The sequence below is a fragment of the Plantactinospora sp. B24E8 genome (genome assembly GCF_039871735.1).
In the GTDB taxonomy this organism is placed as follows: Bacteria; Actinomycetota; Actinomycetes; order Mycobacteriales; family Micromonosporaceae; genus Plantactinospora.
Genome location: NZ_JBDPMH010000003.1, coordinates 158,907 through 176,303, shown reverse-complemented (window position 1 = coordinate 176,303; position 17,397 = coordinate 158,907). Strand labels below are relative to the sequence as shown.

The window sequence follows — 17,397 nt, the reverse complement described above, 5'->3', positions numbered from 1 at the left end:
GCCGGTTGGCGCGGGGCGGGTCAACGGCCGGCGCGGGTCAACGGCCGGGGCGGGTCAACGGCCGGCGCGGGGCGGGTCAGCCCGGGAGAACCGGCCACTGGTGGTCGGGCTGGTCGAGCGGCGCGGGACCGGGATGCTCAGCCGGGAGATCGCCGGCAGGGTGATCGCCCCCTGCCAGTGGGTCAGCATCGGCAGTCGCTCCCAACCCACCTCCCGCAGTCGGGAGGTGGCGGTGGCGCAGCGGGCCCGCCAGCTCCACTGGTTGAGCTGCACGCAGGGACCGGTCATCTCGGCCCGCAGGCCGAGCAGCACGTCGACCGAGTGCCCCAGGACCAGTCCGGCGCGGCCCGCGTCGGGGCGGCGGACCAGCCAGGTCAGGTCCCGTCCGCCGCAGGTCGGGCAGCCGCAGTGCCACATGCCGTTGTCCGGGTACCGGCGGATGGCCGCCTCGACCTCCACCGTCGACTGGTACGAGAGGCACTGCCGGATCAGCACGGACGGCGTGCCGGCCGACTGCCTGCGCCACTCGGCGCCGCGTGGGTCGGAGCCGCGCGGCCCGGGATCGAGGCCGCGCAGTGTGGGGTCGAGACCGACCGCCGCGGCGACCGCCCCGGAGCCGAGGGCACCGAGCGCGGCCAGGTCCGCGCGGAGCAACAGCACGGGTACGGCGCAACGGAGCAGCTCCAGCAGTCCGCGTACCACCTCGACCGGGTCGACCGGGGCGACCGCGCGTTCGACCACGATCGCGACCGGTACGCCGACCACCTCGACGTACCGGACGAGGTGTTGTCGGGCGGTCGGGTCGGCGAGCCAGGCCGGATGCATCGGCAGCAGGGCGATGGCGTCGCCGAGACGGGCGGCGCGTTCCAGGATGCCGAGGCAGCCGGCGGTGTCGGCCGGGGCGAGGTAGCCGGAGTCGGTGAGCACCGGCAGGCCGAGGTCGCGTTGGGCGCCGATCCACCGGTCGTCGAAGGACGCCGAGGCGGTCAGCCGGTCAGGGCCGACGTACCGGGCGGCGTCGAGCAGCACCGGCTGTCGGTAGTGGTCCACCTCGAGCAGATGGCGCGCCCGGGCGAGGCAGCCGCGCTGGTTGCCGCGGTCGACGGTGACGACCAGGCCGCTGCCCGGTCGGTCGGCCACCTCGGCAGCCTGGGTGACCTGGCTGGTCCGACACTGGAGCAGCAGGCTGCGGTCGAGGTCCCCGATCCGCTGTTGTCCGCCGGTCGACCGTACGTCCCGGTCCTGCGCCACGAACCTCACCCCGCCGACTCGCCACGACATCGACCACCATAAGTGGCTGGATCGTAACTGGACGCATCGGAAGGGGTAACGGGCAGCAACCGGCTTTGGCAGATTACGGAAAGTGCCTTGGCCTCGGGCGGGAACTTCCGCTAACGGCGGCGGGGTGAAGGGGACGGCACGAAGGCGTCGTCAGATCGCCATCTCGCGCCACTCGGGGCGCCCGCCGAGCCAGGCGTCGGCAAGGATCCGCGCGGAGGCCTCACCAGGGCACTGCTGCACCTTGGACCGCCCCTGGGCGCCGCCGACCTGCGCCTCGACCTCCCACCGCTCCCCGTCCGTACGGATGTACACGTCGCGCCGGGAACGCGAACCACGATCACCGTTCCACCAGTGCCGCTCGACTCTCACTCAGCAACCGTATAGCACGGACTGACCTGCTGGATATCCTCATCCGCGAAATCCGGCCCTCCGGCCGATGCCCCAGGTCGATCCGGTCCGACAACTCCGACAGACCGCCCGCCCGACCCCGACGGCGACCCCACCGAACCCTCTCCGATCCCTCCATACCGGACGGTGGATCGGAGGTTCGGCGGCGGCGACAGGCACCCGGGGCGGGCTGGACGACCGTCAGCTACGGGGGAAGGTGACGGTCGCGGGTGCGGGCACCCGCCCCGGGGCCTGTACGCCGGCCGACCAGCGCGTTGTCGCGACAGGTCGGCCATCGACCGGTCCGCCGCCGCACCGGTGGGCGGGGGTCCCACCGGTCTCGGATCGCTGTGGCGTACCGACCCCCAGAGCATGCCGGCGGCTCAGCCGGTGATGCCGGACAATCCGTCCGACATCCGCACGCTCAGCCCGACCGGTCGGACAACGGGAACCGGGCCTGGACCCGTCCGGCCCGGTCGGCCAGCACCTCGCGCGCGTCGAGCCCGAGGCTCTCGATCGTGACCAGGGCGGCCAGCGCGACGTCGGCCAACTCGTCCGCCACGTCGGCCAGGTCGTGCGTGACGCCCTTGCGCGGGTTCTGTCCGAGCAGGCCGACCCAGGCGCGGGCGACCTCGCCGGCCTCCTCGGTGACCTTGAGTATCCGGCAGGTCAGCTCGGTTCGGTCGGTCCCGTTCGCCTGGTCCAGCCAGGCTCGGGCGGCCCGGACCGCCGTCCAGGTGGTTTCGCTCACCGGCTCACGGTACCGGCGTACCCGGTCACCGGCGGTACACCACGACACGGCGACTCACCACACGGAAAGTCGCGTTCATGGATGCCCATGTCTGAGGTTCCGGCCCGGTCGACGCCGCGGCCGTCCACCCGGCACCACCGATTCCGGCGGTCCGCCGACATCCACCGCGGGCCGCGCGGAGGGCCCCGCAACCGGTCATTGACTACGCTGAGTTCCGATTACTGTGCGCAGTGATGCGCCGGACGGAAGCCCGACAGATGCGGTGCAACTTTGGTCGTATCGCCCTGTTCCCTCGGGGGCAGGACAACAGTAAGTTAGCTGCACAGACAAGTACTCTGTCTTGCGAGCGGCGTCCTGCAGCCGGCGTGACACCCACGCCGCAGGAGTACTCGCAGGACAGACCGGCCGTCGCCCAACATCGCCAGCTGCTCGATGGCGGCGCTACGGGCAGTGACGTTCACACCGAGAATGGAGGCGCCGTCAGTGGCGAACCACCACCCGACCCGGCCGCTGAGCTCCCACGTGGGCACATCCTGCCGCCGCTGGGCTCCGACGGTCCGACGCGTCGAGCCCGTATCCGCCGCCGACCAGCAGCACCGGGTCGAGGGATGACGCCGGCCATGACCCAGTTCCGAGAGCCCGGACCGGGCGTGTTCGCCAACCCGCTGCCCCGGCGCAGCCCAGGCGCCGGGCTGGACAGCGGCGGCGAGGAGAACCTTCCGGCGGAGGCGCTCGCCGCACCACCGGTTCCGTTGGTCCACAGCGGCGGTCCGATGCCCGGCCAGTCCGCCGTCCACGTCGAACTCGGCGCCCTGCGCGAGCGGGTGCCCGGGGTACGCGGTGCCGTCCTGGCCGGTGTGGACGGACGGCTGATCGGCCACGACCTCCACACCGGCCCCGAGCCGTTGGATCTCGCCGCGCTCGCGGCGACCACCTTCGGACTCGGCCGGCAGTGCGGGCTGACCCTGCGCCAGGGGCGGATCCGGGAGCTGACCGTACACAGCGACCAGGGCTACTTCACCGTGTACGGCGTCAGCGACGAGGTCCTGCTCGCGGTGCTCGGTGACGACCGGCTGAACGTCTCCTGGCTGCACCTGGAGGCGGCACCCGTCGCCGAGCGGATCGCTGACCTGCTGCACGTCGGCGGCACCGCGTAGCAGCACGGGCCGGTGTGGCCGGTGCCGGGACTCCCCGGCACCGGCCACCCGCCCGCTCACCCCCACCGCCGGCCACCGGGCGGGCGAAGACCGGAGCCGGACAGCCGGCGACGACGACCCGGTCCGGGCAGCTGAAACGCGGGTCAACCGATCATCAGATAGCGGGTGACCACCCCGGCGGCGGCGGTGACCGCCTGCCGCAGGGTCGCGGCAGCGTCCACGATGCCGGCGTCCAACGCGGTCACGTACGTCCCGGAGACCACGTCGAAGGTGACTCCCGGGCCACGGCGACGCAGGTCGGCCGGCCCGGCCAACGGGTCCCGCCCGGCGTTGCGCATCAACTCCTCGTACGGGGCCACCAGCGCGTCGATCACCACCGCGTAGCCGAGCGCCTCGTCGTCGCCCCGCGGCACCCGGGTACTGATCCGGCCGGCCACGGTCAACAGGGCCGCCCCACCGCCCGGCACGACGCCCCACTCGACCGCCGCCTTCGTATTGCGTACCGCGTCGTCGATCTGGCGTTTGCGGGTCTTGAGCTGCCCCTCGACCGACTCGCCGACCCTGATCACCGCCACCCCGCCGGCGAGCCGGGCCAGTCGGGCCTGCTGAGCGGCCCGGTCCGGTCCGGCCTCCCGCCGCTCCAGGTCGGCCCGGAGCTGCCGTACCCGGCGTCGGATCAGCTCCAGGTCGCCCGCGCCCTCGACCACGGTGGTGTCCCGACGGGTCGTGATCACCTTGCGGGCGCCGCCCAACACGGTCGGTCCGGCCGCGCCGAGCCCACCGTCCGCCTCCCTGACCACGGTCGCCCCGGTCAGCAGGGCCAGATCCGCCATCAGGCTCCGTCGTTCCTGCTCCGGGCCGCCGAGTCGGACCGCGACCGAGGCGAGGGCGTGCCGCAACTTGCCGACGATCAGCGCGCTCAGCGCGCCGTCGCGTACGTCGTGGGCGAAGACCGCCAACGGGCGCCCCTGCGCGCCGGCGGCCTCGAGGAACGGCCGCAGGTCCGCGCCGTTCGCCAGCCGCTGGTCGACGACCAGGATCGCCGGGTCGGCGAGCACCGCCTCGGCGCCCTCCGGATCGGTGACGAAGTACGGCGACACGTGTCCGGCCGGCAGCCGCATCCCCTCGGTGAGTTCGAGTTCGAGGCCGAAGAGGTTGCTCTCCTCGACGATCACCACCCCGTCCTTGCCGACCCGTTCCATCGCCGAGGCGAGCAGGTCGCCGACGGTCTCGTCGTTGGCGGCGATGGTCGAGACCATTCTGAGCTGTTTCTTCGTCTCGACCGGCACCGCGAGGTCGGCCAGCTCGGCGAGGACGGCGTGGGTGGCCGACTCGATCCCCCGGCAGAGCGCGACCGGGTTGGCCCCGGCCCGCAGCGCCGTCGAGGCGCCGTCCATCATCGCCTGGGCCAGCACCACGGTGGTGGTGGCGCCGTCGCCGACCCGGTGTCGTACTCCCTCCACCAGTTCCCGGACATAGCTGGTGCCGATCGCGTCCCGGGTGTCGTACGCGGTGAAGAGCCGGACCACGCCGGCCGCGTCACCGAGTTCGTGGTAGGCCCCGGAGGCGTCCTCGACCAGGACCCGCCGGCCGAGCGGGCCGAAGGTCCGCCGGACCAGGTCGGCGCCGGCCCGGAAGCCGCGGGCGACGATCGCCTGGTGCCGGTTGTACGTGGTGGGCCGGGGTGCCGCCCCGGCGCCCGCCTTCGCCACTCCCCCCCGGGCCCCGGCGGCGCCGGAGGCGCCGGTGGCCGTGGCGACGGTCGTCGGCACGGTGGCGAGATAGATGTGCGGTTCGGCGTTGTAGGCGCTCCACTTCGGCTTCTGGTCGGGGCGGCGGCGGACCACGCCGTCGTGCACGTATCGGAACAGTTCGTCGATCCCGATCCGGCCGTCGCCGTCCAGGTCGGCGCCGCCGGTGGCCAGCCCCTCCAGCAGTACGTCGGTGAAGATCGACCCCCGGGGGGCCGACTCGACCAGGCCGTCGGACTCGAAGGCGTACTCGTAGCTGTCGCAGGCGCTGATCACCACGTACCCCCGGCCGATCTGGCCGTCCAGGGCGCCCTGCGGGTTGCCCTTGAAACCCTCGGCGAAGGCGCCGGCGAAGCAGCAGTCCAGGACGAGCACCTTGGCGGCGGCCCGGCACGCCTCCAGTTGCTCGTTGACGAAGGACCGGGAGATGGCGGTGCTGGCCGGCCGGGTCCGGACGGTGTTCGCGGCGGCGAAGTAGAGCCGGTGGAACGGGTCGACGATGCCGTGGCAGGAGAAGTAGAGCAGCACCAGGTCGTCGTTGACCCGTTCGGCGAGCAGGTCCTCGATCTCCCGCCGCACCTCGTGGTCGGCGGGGTCGGCCAGGGTACGGACGGTGAAGTTGCCCACCGCCGGGTCTTCCAGCACCGCCGCCAGCCGCTCGACGTCCTGCTCCGGGGCCCGCAGCTGGTCCAGCGACGGGTCGTCGTACTCGCCGACGGCGACGAGCAGCGCGTAGCGGCCGACGGGCGGGCTAGTCGGCACCGGACCCGACGCCGTTCCGTGTCGGCGGTACGCCCAGCCAGTCGGCGACCATCCGCTCGGTCTCCTCGTCCGGGTCGCTGATGGTCAGGGTGCGGCGGCCGTCCCGCAGGGTGATCTGGCGGGCCGCGCCGCGCTGGACGAAGGCGATGATGACCTGGGCCAGCGCGGCCACCGTGGTGGCCGAGAAGAGGCCGGTGACGACCAGTTCGGCGAGGGTTCCGAGGGTGGTCCCCTTCCGGCCGGTCGGATCCGCGACATCGGTCGGTTGCTCGGCTGTGGGGTGGGCGACGTGCAGGATCGTCCTGGCGTGCAACTCCCTGATCAGCGCGGCCACCGCCGCCGCGTCGGCGGACTCGCTGCCCGGCACCGGCCCGGAAACCCTCAGGGTGATCGCACTTCTGTTCATGGAGTAATCGTGCAGTAACTATGAGTAATCAACTGTCGGGTTTGCGTCACTGTGACGTCAGTCTGCGGACAGCCGGCCGCTCCCCTCACCACCCGAGGTACCTACGGGGGCTCGGCGATGCGCACCGAGAAGGAACGCCGGGCTACCCGGCCCACGCGCCGGCGGACCCGGGGCGGCCGACCGGTCGACGAGCCTCGCGGCCGGCGCGGCCGAGCCGACCAGCGGCGACGGTGCCGGGAATCACCGCCTCGCCCGTCGCCCCGCGCCGAAAGGCTCCTATCCTCAATAGACCAAAACCGGCCGGTGGATACAAGACTTCAAATTCTCACCGTTTGATCGCAGGATCTGTACATGCAATGGACGCATGACGGAACGATTCGCAACGCGCTCTGGATCGGCGGCGGCCAGTGGGCCGGCAAGACCACGGTCGGAAGCATGCTCACCAGCCGATACGACCTCGTGCACTACCACTGCGACTATCACGACGCACGGGGCCACGAGGATCGCCGTGTCGCCGCCAGGGTCCGTCGTCGGGAAGCGGCACCCGACTGGGCGGCGTACTGGACCGAACTCACCTGCCAGGAAATGGTCGAACGGGCGCTCGAGAACTTCACCGAGCAGTTTTCCTGGGTGCTGGACGACCTGCGCGCCCTGGTCTCCCGGCGCCCGGTCCTGGCCGACGGGTGGAACCTGCGGCCCGACCTGGTCGCCACCGTGGCCGACGACCTGCGCCGCATGGTCGTACTGGTACCGACGGACGAGTGGCGCCGACGGCAGGCCGAGACGCTGCCCCGGGCTGCCCGGTTCGGGATGGACCTCCCCGACCCCGCACGGGTCCGCCAGCGCCGTCTGGAACGCGACCGCGTCCTGGCCACCGACGCCGCGGAGCGGGCCCGCGCCCTGGGTATCCGGGTGATCGAGGTGGACGGCACGCGGGACGTCGAATCCGTCACCGACGAGGTCGCCCGCCACTTCGCGGCGTTCACCACCGGCTGAGCCGGGCCCTCGCCGGCCGGTGCGCCGCTCAGGGATGTACGACCCCGGTACGCGGCTCAGGGATGTACCCGGCCGACCGCGGCCGGACGCTCCACGGAGAGCGGCGGGGTCCGGACCGCACCCCGACGGAGCAGCACCGAGAAGAGGGCCGCGCCGAGGCAGAGCAGACCGGCGGCGTACCAGGCGATCGTGTACTCGCCGAGCCGGTCCCGGACCAGCCCGGCGCCGGTGGCGGCGACCGCCGCCCCGATCTGGTGGGCCGCGAAGACCCAGCCGAAGACGACCGCACCGGCCGGTCCGAAGTACTCCCGGCAGAGCGCCACGGTCGGCGGCACGGTGGCCACCCAGTCCAGCCCGTAGAAGACGACGAAGACCAGCAGGCTCGGCCCGGCCGCGTCGGCGAAGAGCCCCGGCAGCACCAACAGGGACCCGCCGCGCAGCGCGTAGTAGGCGCCGAGCAGCAGCCGGCTGTCCACCCGGTCGGTCAGCCAACCGGAGGCGATCGTGCCGACGATGTCGAAGAGACCGACCAGCGCGAGCAGGCCGGCGGCGGTGGTCTCGGCCATCCCGTGGTCGTGCGCGGCCGGGATGAAGTGGGTGCCGACCAGTCCGTTGGTCGACGCACCGCAGATCGCGAAACCGCCGGCGAGCAGCCAGAACGCGCGGGTCCGGGCGGCGTCGCGCAGCGTCCGCAGCGCCCGGGCCGCCGCCCCGCCCTGCGGGGCCGGCGCCGGCGCGACCTCGGTCGCCCCGTAGGGCGGCAGCCCGAGGTCCGCCGGGTGGTCGCGCAGCAGCCAGCCGACCAGGGGTACGACGGCCAGCGCCGCCCCGGCGACGACCAACGCCGCGCTCCGCCAGCCGTACGCCTCGACGAGGGTGGCCAGCAGTGGCAGGAACACGAGCTGTCCGGCGGCCCCGCCGGCGGTGAGTACCCCGGTGACGAGTCCCCGACGCCGGACGAACCACCGCCCGGTCACCGTCGCCACGAAGGCGAGCGCCATCGAGCCGGTGCCCAACCCGACCAGTACGCCCCAGCAGAGGATCAACTCGGCGCTGGTCCGCATGAAGACGGTCAGGCCGCTGCCGGCGGCGACCAGGGTCAGCGCGACCGCCACCACGCGTCGGATGCCGAACCGGTCCATCAGGGCGGCGGCGAACGGCGCGGTGAGCCCGAAGAGCAGCAGGTTGACCGAGACGGCGACGGAGATGGTGGCCAACGGCCAGCCGAACTCCGCGTGCAGCGGGTGCAGCAGGACGGACGGGGTGGCGCGGAACCCGGCGGCGCCGACCAGCGCGACGAACGCGACGGCGGCGACCGACCAGGCCGGGTGCAGACGGCGGATACGGGTCACCCGAGCAGTCTGCGACGGGGTGGGCGGCCCGACGAGTGGCCGGCGAGCCATGCTCCGTCATAATCTGGCCACTTGCCTGTTCGAGGCAACAACCGGCGTCGCCGAGGACAGGAGCAGCATGATCCGCACCACCACCGTCGCCGTCCTCGCGGTCGACTCGGTCGTCGCGCTCGACCTCGGCACCCCGGCCCAGGTGCTCGGCACCGCCCGGGACACCGACGGTCGGCCGCTCTACACCGTCGACGTCTGCACCCCCGGCGGACGGCCGGTCCGCAGCACCGCCGGTTTCCAGGTGCTGCCCGAGCACGGGCTGGACCTGCTCGACCGGGCCGACCTGGTCGTCGTACCCGGAGTCCACGCCGGGCCCGCGCTCACCGAGGGGGTCGTCGAACCCGAGATCCGCGACGCGCTGCGCCGGGCCCACGACCGGGGCAGCCGGATCATGTCCATCTGCACCGGCTCGTTCCTGCTGGCCGCGGCCGGCCTGCTCGACGGTCGGCCGGCGACCACCCACTGGGCGTACGCCGACCGGTTCCGTCGCTTCCACCCCCGGGTGCGGCTCGACCCGGACGTCCTCTTCGTCGACGACGGCGACGTGCTCAGCTCGGCCGGGGTGGCCGCCGGCCTCGACCTCTGCCTGCACGTGATCCGGGCCGACCACGGCAGCGAGGTGGCCAACCGGGCGGCCCGCAGCTGCGTGGTGCCGCCGTGGCGGGAGGGCGGCCAGGCGCAGTACATCGACCGGCCGCTGCCGCCCGGTGGCGACGCCGGTACGGCCCGGACCCGGGAGTGGATCCAACAGCGGCTGCACGAGCCGCCGACCCTGGCCCAGATGGCCGCCCACGCCAGCATGAGCGTCCGTACCTTCACCCGCCGGTTCCGGGAGGAGACCGGGCTCAGTCCGGCGCGGTGGCTGCTCCGCCAGCGCACCGACCATGCCCGGCTACTGCTGGAGACGACCGACCTCGGCGTCGACCAGGTGGCCCGGCGGTCCGGCTTCGGCACCGCCGCCGCACTCCGCCAGCAGTTGCACCAGCGGATCGGGGTGGCGCCGACCGCCTACCGGCGCACCTTCCGGGGCGTACCGGCCTGACCGTCGCTCAGTCCAGCACCCGGGCCAGCCAGTCGGTGCGGGTACGCCGCGCCGTCGCCGAGACCCGTGCCTGCGGGTACAACGCGTCGAAGCCGTGGAAGCCGCCGGCCCAGACGTGCAGTTCCGCCTGGCCGCCCGCCGCCCAGATCCGGGTCGCGTACTCGACGTCCTCGTCCCGGAAGACCTCGGCGGAGCCGGTGTCGAGGTAGCTGGTCGGCAGTCCCGAGAGGTCGTCGGCGAGCGCGGGTGAGACGTAGTCGGGCACGTCCCCGTCGGCGAGGTCGCCGAGTACGGACCGCCAGCCGTACTCGTTCATCTCGCGGGTCCAGACGCCGGGGCCGCCGGAGTACTGCCGGCTGGAGGTGGTGACGTTGCGATGGTCGAGCATCGGGCAGATCAGCACCTGGGCGGCGACCGGCACGGTGCCGTGGTCGCGGGCCAGCAGGGTGACGCCGGCGGCCAGGCCGCCGCCGGCACTCGCCCCGGCCACGACGATCCGGGCGGGGTCGATGCCGAGTTCGTCGGCGTGCTCGGCAACCCAGCGCAGACCGTGGTAGCAGTCGTCGACCAGGGCCGTCCCGGTCGCCTCCGGCGCCAACCGGTAGTCGACCGAGACCACGACGGCGCCGAACAGGTCGAGCCACTCCAGCGGGATGTCGATCTGCGAGTAGCGGTCCCCCATCACCATGCCGCCGCCGTGGATCCAGTAGACGCAGGGTGCCGCCGTGGCGCCTCCGGCGCCGGCCGGGCTCATGATCGACAGTGGGATCGGGTTGCCGTCCGGGCCGGGCACGGTGACCTCCCGCCGGTCGACGGTACGACCGGCGAGCAGGGTGTCGACCGGGGTCGACGGGAGTTGACGCAGGTGGGCGAGGACCTCGTCGTCGAGCGGGGGCATCAGTGGCATCTCGGCGAGCAGCGTGCGCAGTTCGGGGTCGAGGTCGGGACGGGTCAGGGGCATGACGGATTCCTCTGTGCTCAGGGTGGCGAGGGGATGGTGCGGGAGGAAGGCGGCCGGCCGCCGCCCGACCGGCGCGGTGTTGGCGGGCGCGACGGCGGACCGGCCAGAACGACCGGCGGGCCGGCGGTCGTACCGGGATCAGTCGAGAGCGGCCTTGCCGCCGACCGGCACCTCGTCGACGTACCGACTCTCGCCGGCGACCAGCGGCGCCAGCCGCGCGACGTACGCCTTCGCCACCTCGCTCGCGAAGAACCTGCCGTGCGCCTCCTCGCTGGTCCAGCCCTCGGTGACGTGGACGACGTCACGGTCGCTGGCGGAGCGTCCGACCAGGAAGACGACACAGTCCTGGTGGGACATCACCGGCGCGTCGAGCAGCAGTTCGACCAGCGCGTCGCCCTGTCCGGGCCGCGCGGTCATGGTGGCGTGGAATCCGTGCGTGACGGTCACAGGAAGCTCCTGTCAATTCGGGGAGGCGCCGCAACGGCGCCGTTCTTCTGATGTCCCCATCTCAACAGCGTGACCAGCTGAAACGTTAGAATGAAGCTCCTCAGCTCTTGCCTGATCCTCCCATCCTGGAGAGGATCGGTGATCGGCAAGGGCCCCGGCCGCCCGGTGACCGGAGCCCGTGCCGACCTCTCAGCCGCAGGGGAGGTTGTTCAGCAGGAATCCGGCGGGTGCGGGGTTCGCGCCGCTGTGGGTGCCGAGGAGGCCGAACTGGACGCTGCCTCCGGGCGGGATGTCCGGGTTCCAGCTGGCGTTGCGGGCGGTGACCACGGCACCCTGCTGGCTGCCGCTGGCGTTCCAGAACGTGCCGGCGCGCTGCCCACCGGTCAGGTAGGTCCAGTTCACCGTCCAGCCGCTGATCGGCTCGGTGCCGGTGTTGGTGATCGTGATGGTGGCGGTGAAGCCGGTCCCCCACTGCTGGTCGACCCGGTAGCCGACGGTGCAGGCGACCGGCGGGGCGGTGCTGCCGAACGAGATCCGGTGCAGCTGGCCGGGCAGGTCGTTGACCAGGTACAGCTCGCCGTTCGCGTCCTGACCGAGGCTGGTCGGCTGGATGGTCAGCTCGGTCAGCGCCCGGGTCTGGTACGCCTCGCCCGGACCGGCCGGGGGCCGGACCACGATCGCCGTACCGGAGCAGTAGTCGGTGGCGAGGTAGGTGCCGGTGGCGAGGTCCGCGTACTCCTGCCCCCGGTAGACGTAACCGCCGATCACCGCGCAGCCGTCGGTGGAGGTGCGGTACGTGTGGACCGGCTCGACGTAGCTGGCGCCGGCCTGACACCGGTCGGGGTCGAAGACCACCGGCCCCTCGCGGCACGACCAGCCGAGGTTCGCCCCGCCCTGGCCCGCCGGCAGGTGGTTGATCTCCTCGTACGTCCCCTGTCCGACGTCGGCGATCCACAGTGACCCGTCACCGCCGAGGTCGTGGGAGAACTTCCACGGGTTGCGCAGCCCGTACGCCCAGATCTCCGGCCGGGCGTCCGCCGTGTCGACGAACGGGTTGTCCGCCGGTACGCAGTACGGCCGCCCGTCGCAGGACCGGCTCACGTCCAGTCGGAGGATCTTGCCCAGCAGGGTGCCGAGGTTCTGCCCGGAGTCGAGTACGTCGTCCGCGCCGCCGCCGTCGCCGATGCTCCAGTACAGGTGGCCGTCGGGGCCGAAGCTGACGTGTCCGCCGTTGTGGTTGCCGAACTCGGCGTGCGGCTGGCTCAGCACGACCTCTTCCCGGTCGGCCAGGACCGGGGTCTGGTCGGCGCTGTCCAGGGTGAACCGGGCCAGCGTGACCGCCCCGTCGGGCAGGGCGGTGTAGGTGAGGTACAGGGTGCGGGTCTCGGTGAAGTCCGGGGTGGTGACGAGGCCGAGCAGGCCGCGTTCGTTGCCGGAGACGTCGACCCGGTCGGTGATGTCGAGTAGTGGTTCGGCGGCCAGTCCGGTGTCCGGGTGGTAGACCCGGATCCGGCCCTGCTTCTCGGTGATCAGGAGTCGGCCGCTGCCGTCGTCGGGCGCGAAGATCGCGGTGGGTCGTTGCAGGCCGAAGGCGACCTGGGTGGTGCTGACGGTGAGCCGGTCGAGCGGTACGGCCGCCGCCGCGACCGCGCTCGCGCCGGGCTGGCTGCCCCCGGCCAACTCCACGCCTGACCAGCCGGCGGAGACGGCGCCCGGCTGACCGCCGGCGTTCGAGTCCGACCGGCCGGCGGAATTCGCGTCCGGCTGACCGGCGGCCGGGGTGCCGAGGGCCAGGATCGGACCGAGGACGGCGACCGCGCCGGCTGCGCAGAACCGCCCGAGGGATAGACGTCGCAGCATATTGACTCCCATCGGTTAACAGGAAGGTAATGCTGCGGACGACCTCTAGATCCACGTGTCCCGAACTATGGGAACGCTCCCATGGGACATTAACGGGCGGCGGTACGCATAGCGCGCAACTGGTCGAGGTGCATCGGCAGATGGATCCGGCCGTGGATGTCGAGCATCCGCCCCCACGGCAGCGACTCCTCGATGACCAGCTCGACACTCTCCCGCAGCCGGCAGTCCACCGGGGTCTCCGCCGCCGCCCCCAGCCGCTCCATCAGTCCGCAGAGTCGTCCGCTCGTGGTGTGCAGCCAGGCGGCCAGCCCGGGCAGCCCGGCCGGGTGCGCCACCATCGCGTCCACCTGCGGCGGCAACGTCGACTGCGCGTCGTAGTAGCTCCACGGAGAGCCGGCCAGCACCGCTTCGGTCGCCTCGATCAGCAACTCGTCGTTGGCCGCGAGGTGCGCCAGCACCTGCTCGACGGTCAGCTCGCCGGCCGGCGGCGGCCCGAACCCGCCCGCCGTCACCTCGGCGAGCAGGTCCTCGTACGTCCGACGTAACGCCGCCGCCTCCACCCGTCCGAGTCTAGGAAGCCACCCCGCCGACCAGGCGGTTATCGCCCGGATGCCCTCCCCGGGACACCGGGGACACCGCCGGTCAGCGGCGACCGCGTCGGGTCCGCAGGTAGTCGGAGACGACGTACCGGCCGAGATCCTCCAGTTCGGGGGTGAAGACCCGGCCGCCGGAGCGCCGGGCCACCGCGTCGACGAACCGGCGCAGCCCCGGGTCCTCACCGAGCATGAACAGGTTCATCGTGGCGCCGTACCGGGTCAGCTGGTCGACCTCGGCGACGGTCGCCTCGATCGTCTCCCGCAGCGGCGGCCAGTTGAAGATCCCGCCGCCGGTTTCCGGATCCAGGTGCGCGGTCGGTTCGCCGTCGGTGACCACCAGCACCACCGGCTCGGCGCCGGGATGCCGGCGCAGGTGCCGGCCGGCCAGCTTCAACGCGTGCTGCAGGTTGGTTCCCTGCACCAGGTCCGGCTCGACCCCGGCCAGCTCCTGCTGGCTCAGCGGCATCGCCTCCCGGCCGAAGCCGATGATCTGCAACGAGTCCTGCGGGAACCGGGTGGCGATCAGGTGGGCCAGCGCCAGCGCGGTCTGTTTCATCGGACCCCAGCGGCCCTCCGAGATCATCGAGAAGGAGAGGTCGACGCAGAGCGCCACCGCGGTCGAGGCGCGCCGTTCGGTCTCCACCACCTCGAAGTCCTCGACCGCCAGCGTCACCGGCACCCTGGCGCCACCGCGCCGGACCGCCCGGGCGACCGTGCGCACCACGTCCAGCGGCTGCTCGTCGCCGTACTCCCAGGGCCGGGACGCCCCGGTGACCTCGCCGGCGGCGCCCGCCGAGCGCAGGTCGTGCTCGCCCCGCCGGCCGCTCTCCAACTCGGAGAAGATCCGCCGCAGCGCGGTGCCGCCGAGCCGGCGCAGCGCCTTCGGGCTCAGGGTCAGCCCGTCGGAGCCCCGGCTCACCCAGCCCTGCCGGCGCAGTTCCCGCTCCAGCTCCCGCAACCGGCGTACGTCGTCGGCGGCGTCCCGGCCCAGGTTGCGCTGCACCGACTCCACGTCGATGTCGTCCAGGGTCGCCCCCGGATGCTCCTGGCCGAGCTGGTCCAGCAGGTCGTCGAGGTCGGCGATCTCGCCGAGCGCACCGGCCGCCTCGCCGTAGCCGAGCGGCTGGTCGCCCCGGACCCGCTCGGCGCGGTCCCAGGACAGGTCCGGCCGCAGCGACCGCAGGTTGGCGCCCAGCTGCGCCATCTGGTTGGCCAGCTCGGGCCCGAGCGCGGACTCCATCATCCGGGCCAGTTCCTCGCGCTGGTTCGCCGGCAGCGACCGCATCAGCCGTTCCCCGGCGGCGGCCCGCCGGGCGAGCGCGTCGACCAGCTCGTCCACGTTCGCCGGCTTCTCCGGGAACAGGTCGCCGTGCCGGCGCATGAACTCGGCGAACGCGTCGGTGGTGTCCTCGCCCCGGTCGTGCCGGGCCAGCAGGTCGTTGAGGTCGCGCAGCATCTCGGCCATCTGCCGCTGCACCGCCGGGTCGGCGGCGTCGCGCATCGCGTCCCGCAGCCCGCTGAACCGCTGTTCGAGTACGTCCCGCCGCAGCCCGTCGAGGATCTGCTGGTACGTCGCCCGCGCCTGGTCGCTGGCCCACCGGTAGCCGGAGAGTTCCTCGACCGCCCGGGCTGTCGAGCGGGGCAGGTTGTCCAGCACCGCCTCGTTGAACCGGGCCTCCGGGTCGTCGCGGCCACGCAGCTCGTCGCGTTCGGCGGCGAGTGCCTGGTCGAGCAGGGCCCGGGCCCGGGTCACCGCGCCGTCCAGGTCACCGCGGCGCAGCGCCTCCCGGCGCAGCCGGCGGGCCCGGGCGAGCAGGTCGTCGAGGCCGCCCCGCCCCTCGGGACCCCGCCGCAGCAGGTTGCGCAGCGCGTCCCGCAGGCTGCCGCCGGCCAGCACCTCGGCACCGACCGAGTCGACCGCGGCCCGGACGTCGTACGGCGGGGCGAGCGGGTCGGGGCCGCCGCGCCAGGAGCCGTACCGGAAACGGTTTCCGCCGGACACGGTCAGGCCCAGTCGTCGTCGGTGTCCGGGCGGCCACCGGGGTGCCGACCGCCGCCGCCGAACTCACCGCCGCCGGGGCCGCGCCGGCCGCGACCGCTCGGCGGGGTCTGCCCGCCGTACACCGTCCGGCCCTCGTCGGTGACGTCCTTGGCCAGCCGGCGGGTCAGGTGCAGCCCCTCCAGCACGAACTCGATGCCGGCGGCGGCCTCGCCCGGGGTCGGGGCGTCGCCGAGGCCGAGCCGGTCCAGCGCCTTGGCCAGCCCCGGCACGGTGCCGACCTGGCCGAGCAGGTCACTCGCGCTGACCAGCTCACCGGTCTCGACCACCGCCCCCTCGGCGACCAGCGTGGTGAAGCCGGAGAGGTCCAGCCCGGCCATCCGGGCCCGGAAGGTGTCGGCGGTCGCGGTCCGCAGCAGGTGGGCGAGGATCTCGATCTCCCGGCCCTCCTCGCCGCTCTCGAACTCGACCTTGCCGCGCAGGGTGCTGACCACCGAGGCCGCGTCGCCGACCCGGGCCACCGGCTCGATGTCGACCGGGTTGGCGGGCCGGCCGTCGGCCGTCGGAGCGGAGAGCAGGCCGGCCCGACGCAGCGCGGCGGCGGAGACCGTCTCGGCGGCGGCGATGGCGAACCGGGCCGAGACGCCGGAGCGGGGGTCGACCGACGGGGACTCCCGGACCGCCCGGGCGAACCGGGCCAGCACCTCCAGGACGTGCTCCGGCACGGTCGCGACCAGGGTCGCCTCCTGCCGGATCAGCTCCAGCTCCAGCTCCAGGTCGATCGGGTAGTGGGTACGGATCTCCGCGCCGAACCGGTCCTTGAGCGGGGTGATGATCCGCCCCCGGTTGGTGTAGTCCTCCGGGTTGGCGCTGGCTACCAGGAGCAGGTCCAGCGGCAGCCGGAGCTGGTAGCCGCGTACCTGGATGTCCCGTTCCTCGAGCACGTTGAGCAGCGCCACCTGGATCCGCTCGGCCAGGTCCGGCAGTTCGTTGACCGCGAAGATGCCCCGGTTGGTCCGGGGCACCAACCCGAAGTGGATCGTCTCCGGGTCGCCGAGGGTACGTCCCTGGGCGATCCGGATCGGGTCCACGTCACCGATCAGGTCCCCGACGCTGGTGTCCGGGGTGGCGAGCTTCTCGCCGTACCGCATCGACCGGTGCAGCCAGCCGATCGGCAGGTCGTCGCCGGCCTCGGCGACCGCCCGGCGGGAGGCCGGGGTGAGCGGGTGCAGCGGGTGCTCGTTGAGCTCCGAACCGCGGATCACCGGGGTCCATTCGTCCAACAACTGCCCCAGTGCCCGGATCAGCCGGGTCTTGCCCTGGCCACGTTCGCCGAGCAGGACCAGGTCGTGCCCGGCCAGCAGGGCCCGCTCCACCTCGGGGAGCACGGTCTCGTCGTAGCCGACGATCCCGGGGAAGCGGGGCTCGCCGGTCCTCATCCGGGCCAGCAGGTTGTCCCGGAGCTCCTCCTTGACGGTCCGGTACCGGTGTCCGGCGGCGCGCAGCTCGCCGAGCGTGCCGGGCAGGTCGGCCGGTGGGGTGGGCGGAACCAGGGAAGTCTCAGTCACCCACCTACGCTAGCTCTCGAACCGGGCGAC

The 17,397-nt window shown here is 73.0% G+C and carries 15 protein-coding genes; 3 read left to right on the top strand and 12 right to left on the bottom strand.

The window, feature by feature from the left end; all coding sequences use genetic code 11:
* Nucleotides 1-54: 54 nt before the first annotated feature.
* The 3 genes from ABGB21_RS07000 to ABGB21_RS06990 all read right to left on the bottom strand — a co-directional run bounded on the left by ABGB21_RS07000 (nucleotide 55) and on the right by ABGB21_RS06990 (nucleotide 2,419).
* Complete coding sequence (locus tag ABGB21_RS07000) at nucleotides 55-1,281, bottom strand: hypothetical protein (RefSeq protein WP_347676889.1); 1,227 nt, start codon at nucleotides 1,279-1,281, stop codon at nucleotides 55-57.
* Nucleotides 1,282-1,431: 150 nt separating this feature from the next.
* Nucleotides 1,432-1,650, bottom strand: coding sequence for a hypothetical protein (locus ABGB21_RS06995; protein ID WP_331212979.1), 219 nt, complete (start codon nucleotides 1,648-1,650; stop codon nucleotides 1,432-1,434).
* Between the two features lie 442 nt (nucleotides 1,651-2,092).
* A complete protein-coding gene (locus tag ABGB21_RS06990) occupies nucleotides 2,093-2,419 on the bottom strand; it encodes a MazG-like family protein (protein ID WP_347676887.1) in 327 nt (108 codons plus the stop codon).
* A 620-nt stretch (nucleotides 2,420-3,039) separates the two neighbouring features.
* On the opposite strand from ABGB21_RS06990, the gene ABGB21_RS06985 reads away from it, so the two are divergent.
* Complete coding sequence (locus ABGB21_RS06985) at nucleotides 3,040-3,576, top strand: roadblock/LC7 domain-containing protein (protein WP_347676885.1); 537 nt, start codon at nucleotides 3,040-3,042, stop codon at nucleotides 3,574-3,576.
* A 143-nt stretch (nucleotides 3,577-3,719) separates the two neighbouring features.
* Here ABGB21_RS06985 and groEL read toward each other — a convergent pair whose 3' ends face one another.
* Together groEL and ABGB21_RS06975 are read right to left on the bottom strand one after the other, a co-directional pair.
* Nucleotides 3,720-6,089, bottom strand: coding sequence for a chaperonin GroEL (gene groEL / locus ABGB21_RS06980; protein ID WP_347676883.1), 2,370 nt, complete (start codon nucleotides 6,087-6,089; stop codon nucleotides 3,720-3,722).
* Nucleotides 6,079-6,495, bottom strand: coding sequence for a hypothetical protein (locus ABGB21_RS06975; RefSeq protein ID WP_347676881.1), 417 nt, complete (start codon nucleotides 6,493-6,495; stop codon nucleotides 6,079-6,081). Before ABGB21_RS06975 ends, groEL begins: the two co-directional genes overlap by 11 nt.
* A gap of 351 nt (nucleotides 6,496-6,846) precedes the next feature.
* Between ABGB21_RS06975 and ABGB21_RS06970 the strand changes: the two genes are divergently transcribed.
* Nucleotides 6,847-7,491, top strand: a complete 645-nt coding sequence (locus ABGB21_RS06970) for a hypothetical protein (RefSeq protein WP_347676879.1) — start codon at nucleotides 6,847-6,849, stop codon at nucleotides 7,489-7,491.
* Between the two features lie 56 nt (nucleotides 7,492-7,547).
* Here ABGB21_RS06970 and ABGB21_RS06965 read toward each other — a convergent pair whose 3' ends face one another.
* Nucleotides 7,548-8,843 (bottom strand): MFS transporter, encoded by a 1,296-nt coding sequence (locus ABGB21_RS06965; protein WP_347676877.1) that lies wholly within the window; start codon nucleotides 8,841-8,843, stop codon nucleotides 7,548-7,550.
* A 118-nt stretch (nucleotides 8,844-8,961) separates the two neighbouring features.
* On the opposite strand from ABGB21_RS06965, the gene ABGB21_RS06960 reads away from it, so the two are divergent.
* Nucleotides 8,962-9,936, top strand: coding sequence for a helix-turn-helix domain-containing protein (locus tag ABGB21_RS06960; RefSeq protein WP_347676875.1), 975 nt, complete (start codon nucleotides 8,962-8,964; stop codon nucleotides 9,934-9,936).
* A 7-nt stretch (nucleotides 9,937-9,943) separates the two neighbouring features.
* Here the strand turns inward: ABGB21_RS06960 and ABGB21_RS06955 are convergent, their stop codons facing one another.
* From ABGB21_RS06955 to ABGB21_RS06930, 6 genes are all read right to left on the bottom strand, one after another.
* Complete coding sequence (locus tag ABGB21_RS06955; protein WP_347676873.1) at nucleotides 9,944-10,897, bottom strand: alpha/beta hydrolase; 954 nt, start codon at nucleotides 10,895-10,897, stop codon at nucleotides 9,944-9,946.
* 138 nt (nucleotides 10,898-11,035) lie between these two features.
* On the bottom strand, nucleotides 11,036-11,344 hold the full coding sequence (locus ABGB21_RS06950; RefSeq protein WP_347676871.1) for an antibiotic biosynthesis monooxygenase: 309 nt from the start codon (nucleotides 11,342-11,344) through the stop codon (nucleotides 11,036-11,038).
* Between the two features lie 189 nt (nucleotides 11,345-11,533).
* Nucleotides 11,534-13,204, bottom strand: a complete 1,671-nt coding sequence (locus ABGB21_RS06945) for a PQQ-dependent sugar dehydrogenase (protein WP_347676869.1) — start codon at nucleotides 13,202-13,204, stop codon at nucleotides 11,534-11,536.
* A gap of 89 nt (nucleotides 13,205-13,293) precedes the next feature.
* Nucleotides 13,294-13,764, bottom strand: coding sequence for a hypothetical protein (locus ABGB21_RS06940; protein ID WP_347676867.1), 471 nt, complete (start codon nucleotides 13,762-13,764; stop codon nucleotides 13,294-13,296).
* Between the two features lie 82 nt (nucleotides 13,765-13,846).
* A complete protein-coding gene (locus ABGB21_RS06935) occupies nucleotides 13,847-15,802 on the bottom strand; it encodes a VWA domain-containing protein (protein WP_347676865.1) in 1,956 nt (651 codons plus the stop codon).
* Between the two features lie 2 nt (nucleotides 15,803-15,804).
* Nucleotides 15,805-17,367, bottom strand: a complete 1,563-nt coding sequence (locus ABGB21_RS06930; RefSeq protein WP_347676863.1) for a magnesium chelatase — start codon at nucleotides 17,365-17,367, stop codon at nucleotides 15,805-15,807.
* Nucleotides 17,368-17,397 lie beyond the last annotated feature (30 nt).

Excerpts from the sequence above, each read along its gene's own strand:
- ABGB21_RS07000 (WP_347676889.1), bottom strand. The coding sequence starts at position 1,281 with ATGTCGTGGCGAGTCGGCGGGGTGAGGTTCGTGGCGCAGGACCGGGAC.
- ABGB21_RS06985 (WP_347676885.1), top strand. The coding sequence starts at position 3,040 with ATGACCCAGTTCCGAGAGCCCGGACCGGGCGTGTTCGCCAACCCGCTG.
- ABGB21_RS06975 (WP_347676881.1), bottom strand. The coding sequence starts at position 6,495 with ATGAACAGAAGTGCGATCACCCTGAGGGTTTCCGGGCCGGTGCCGGGC.
- ABGB21_RS06970 (WP_347676879.1), top strand. The coding sequence starts at position 6,847 with ATGCAATGGACGCATGACGGAACGATTCGCAACGCGCTCTGGATCGGC.
- ABGB21_RS06960 (WP_347676875.1), top strand. The coding sequence starts at position 8,962 with ATGATCCGCACCACCACCGTCGCCGTCCTCGCGGTCGACTCGGTCGTC.
- ABGB21_RS06955 (WP_347676873.1), bottom strand. The coding sequence starts at position 10,897 with ATGCCCCTGACCCGTCCCGACCTCGACCCCGAACTGCGCACGCTGCTC.
- ABGB21_RS06945 (WP_347676869.1), bottom strand. The coding sequence starts at position 13,204 with ATGCTGCGACGTCTATCCCTCGGGCGGTTCTGCGCAGCCGGCGCGGTC.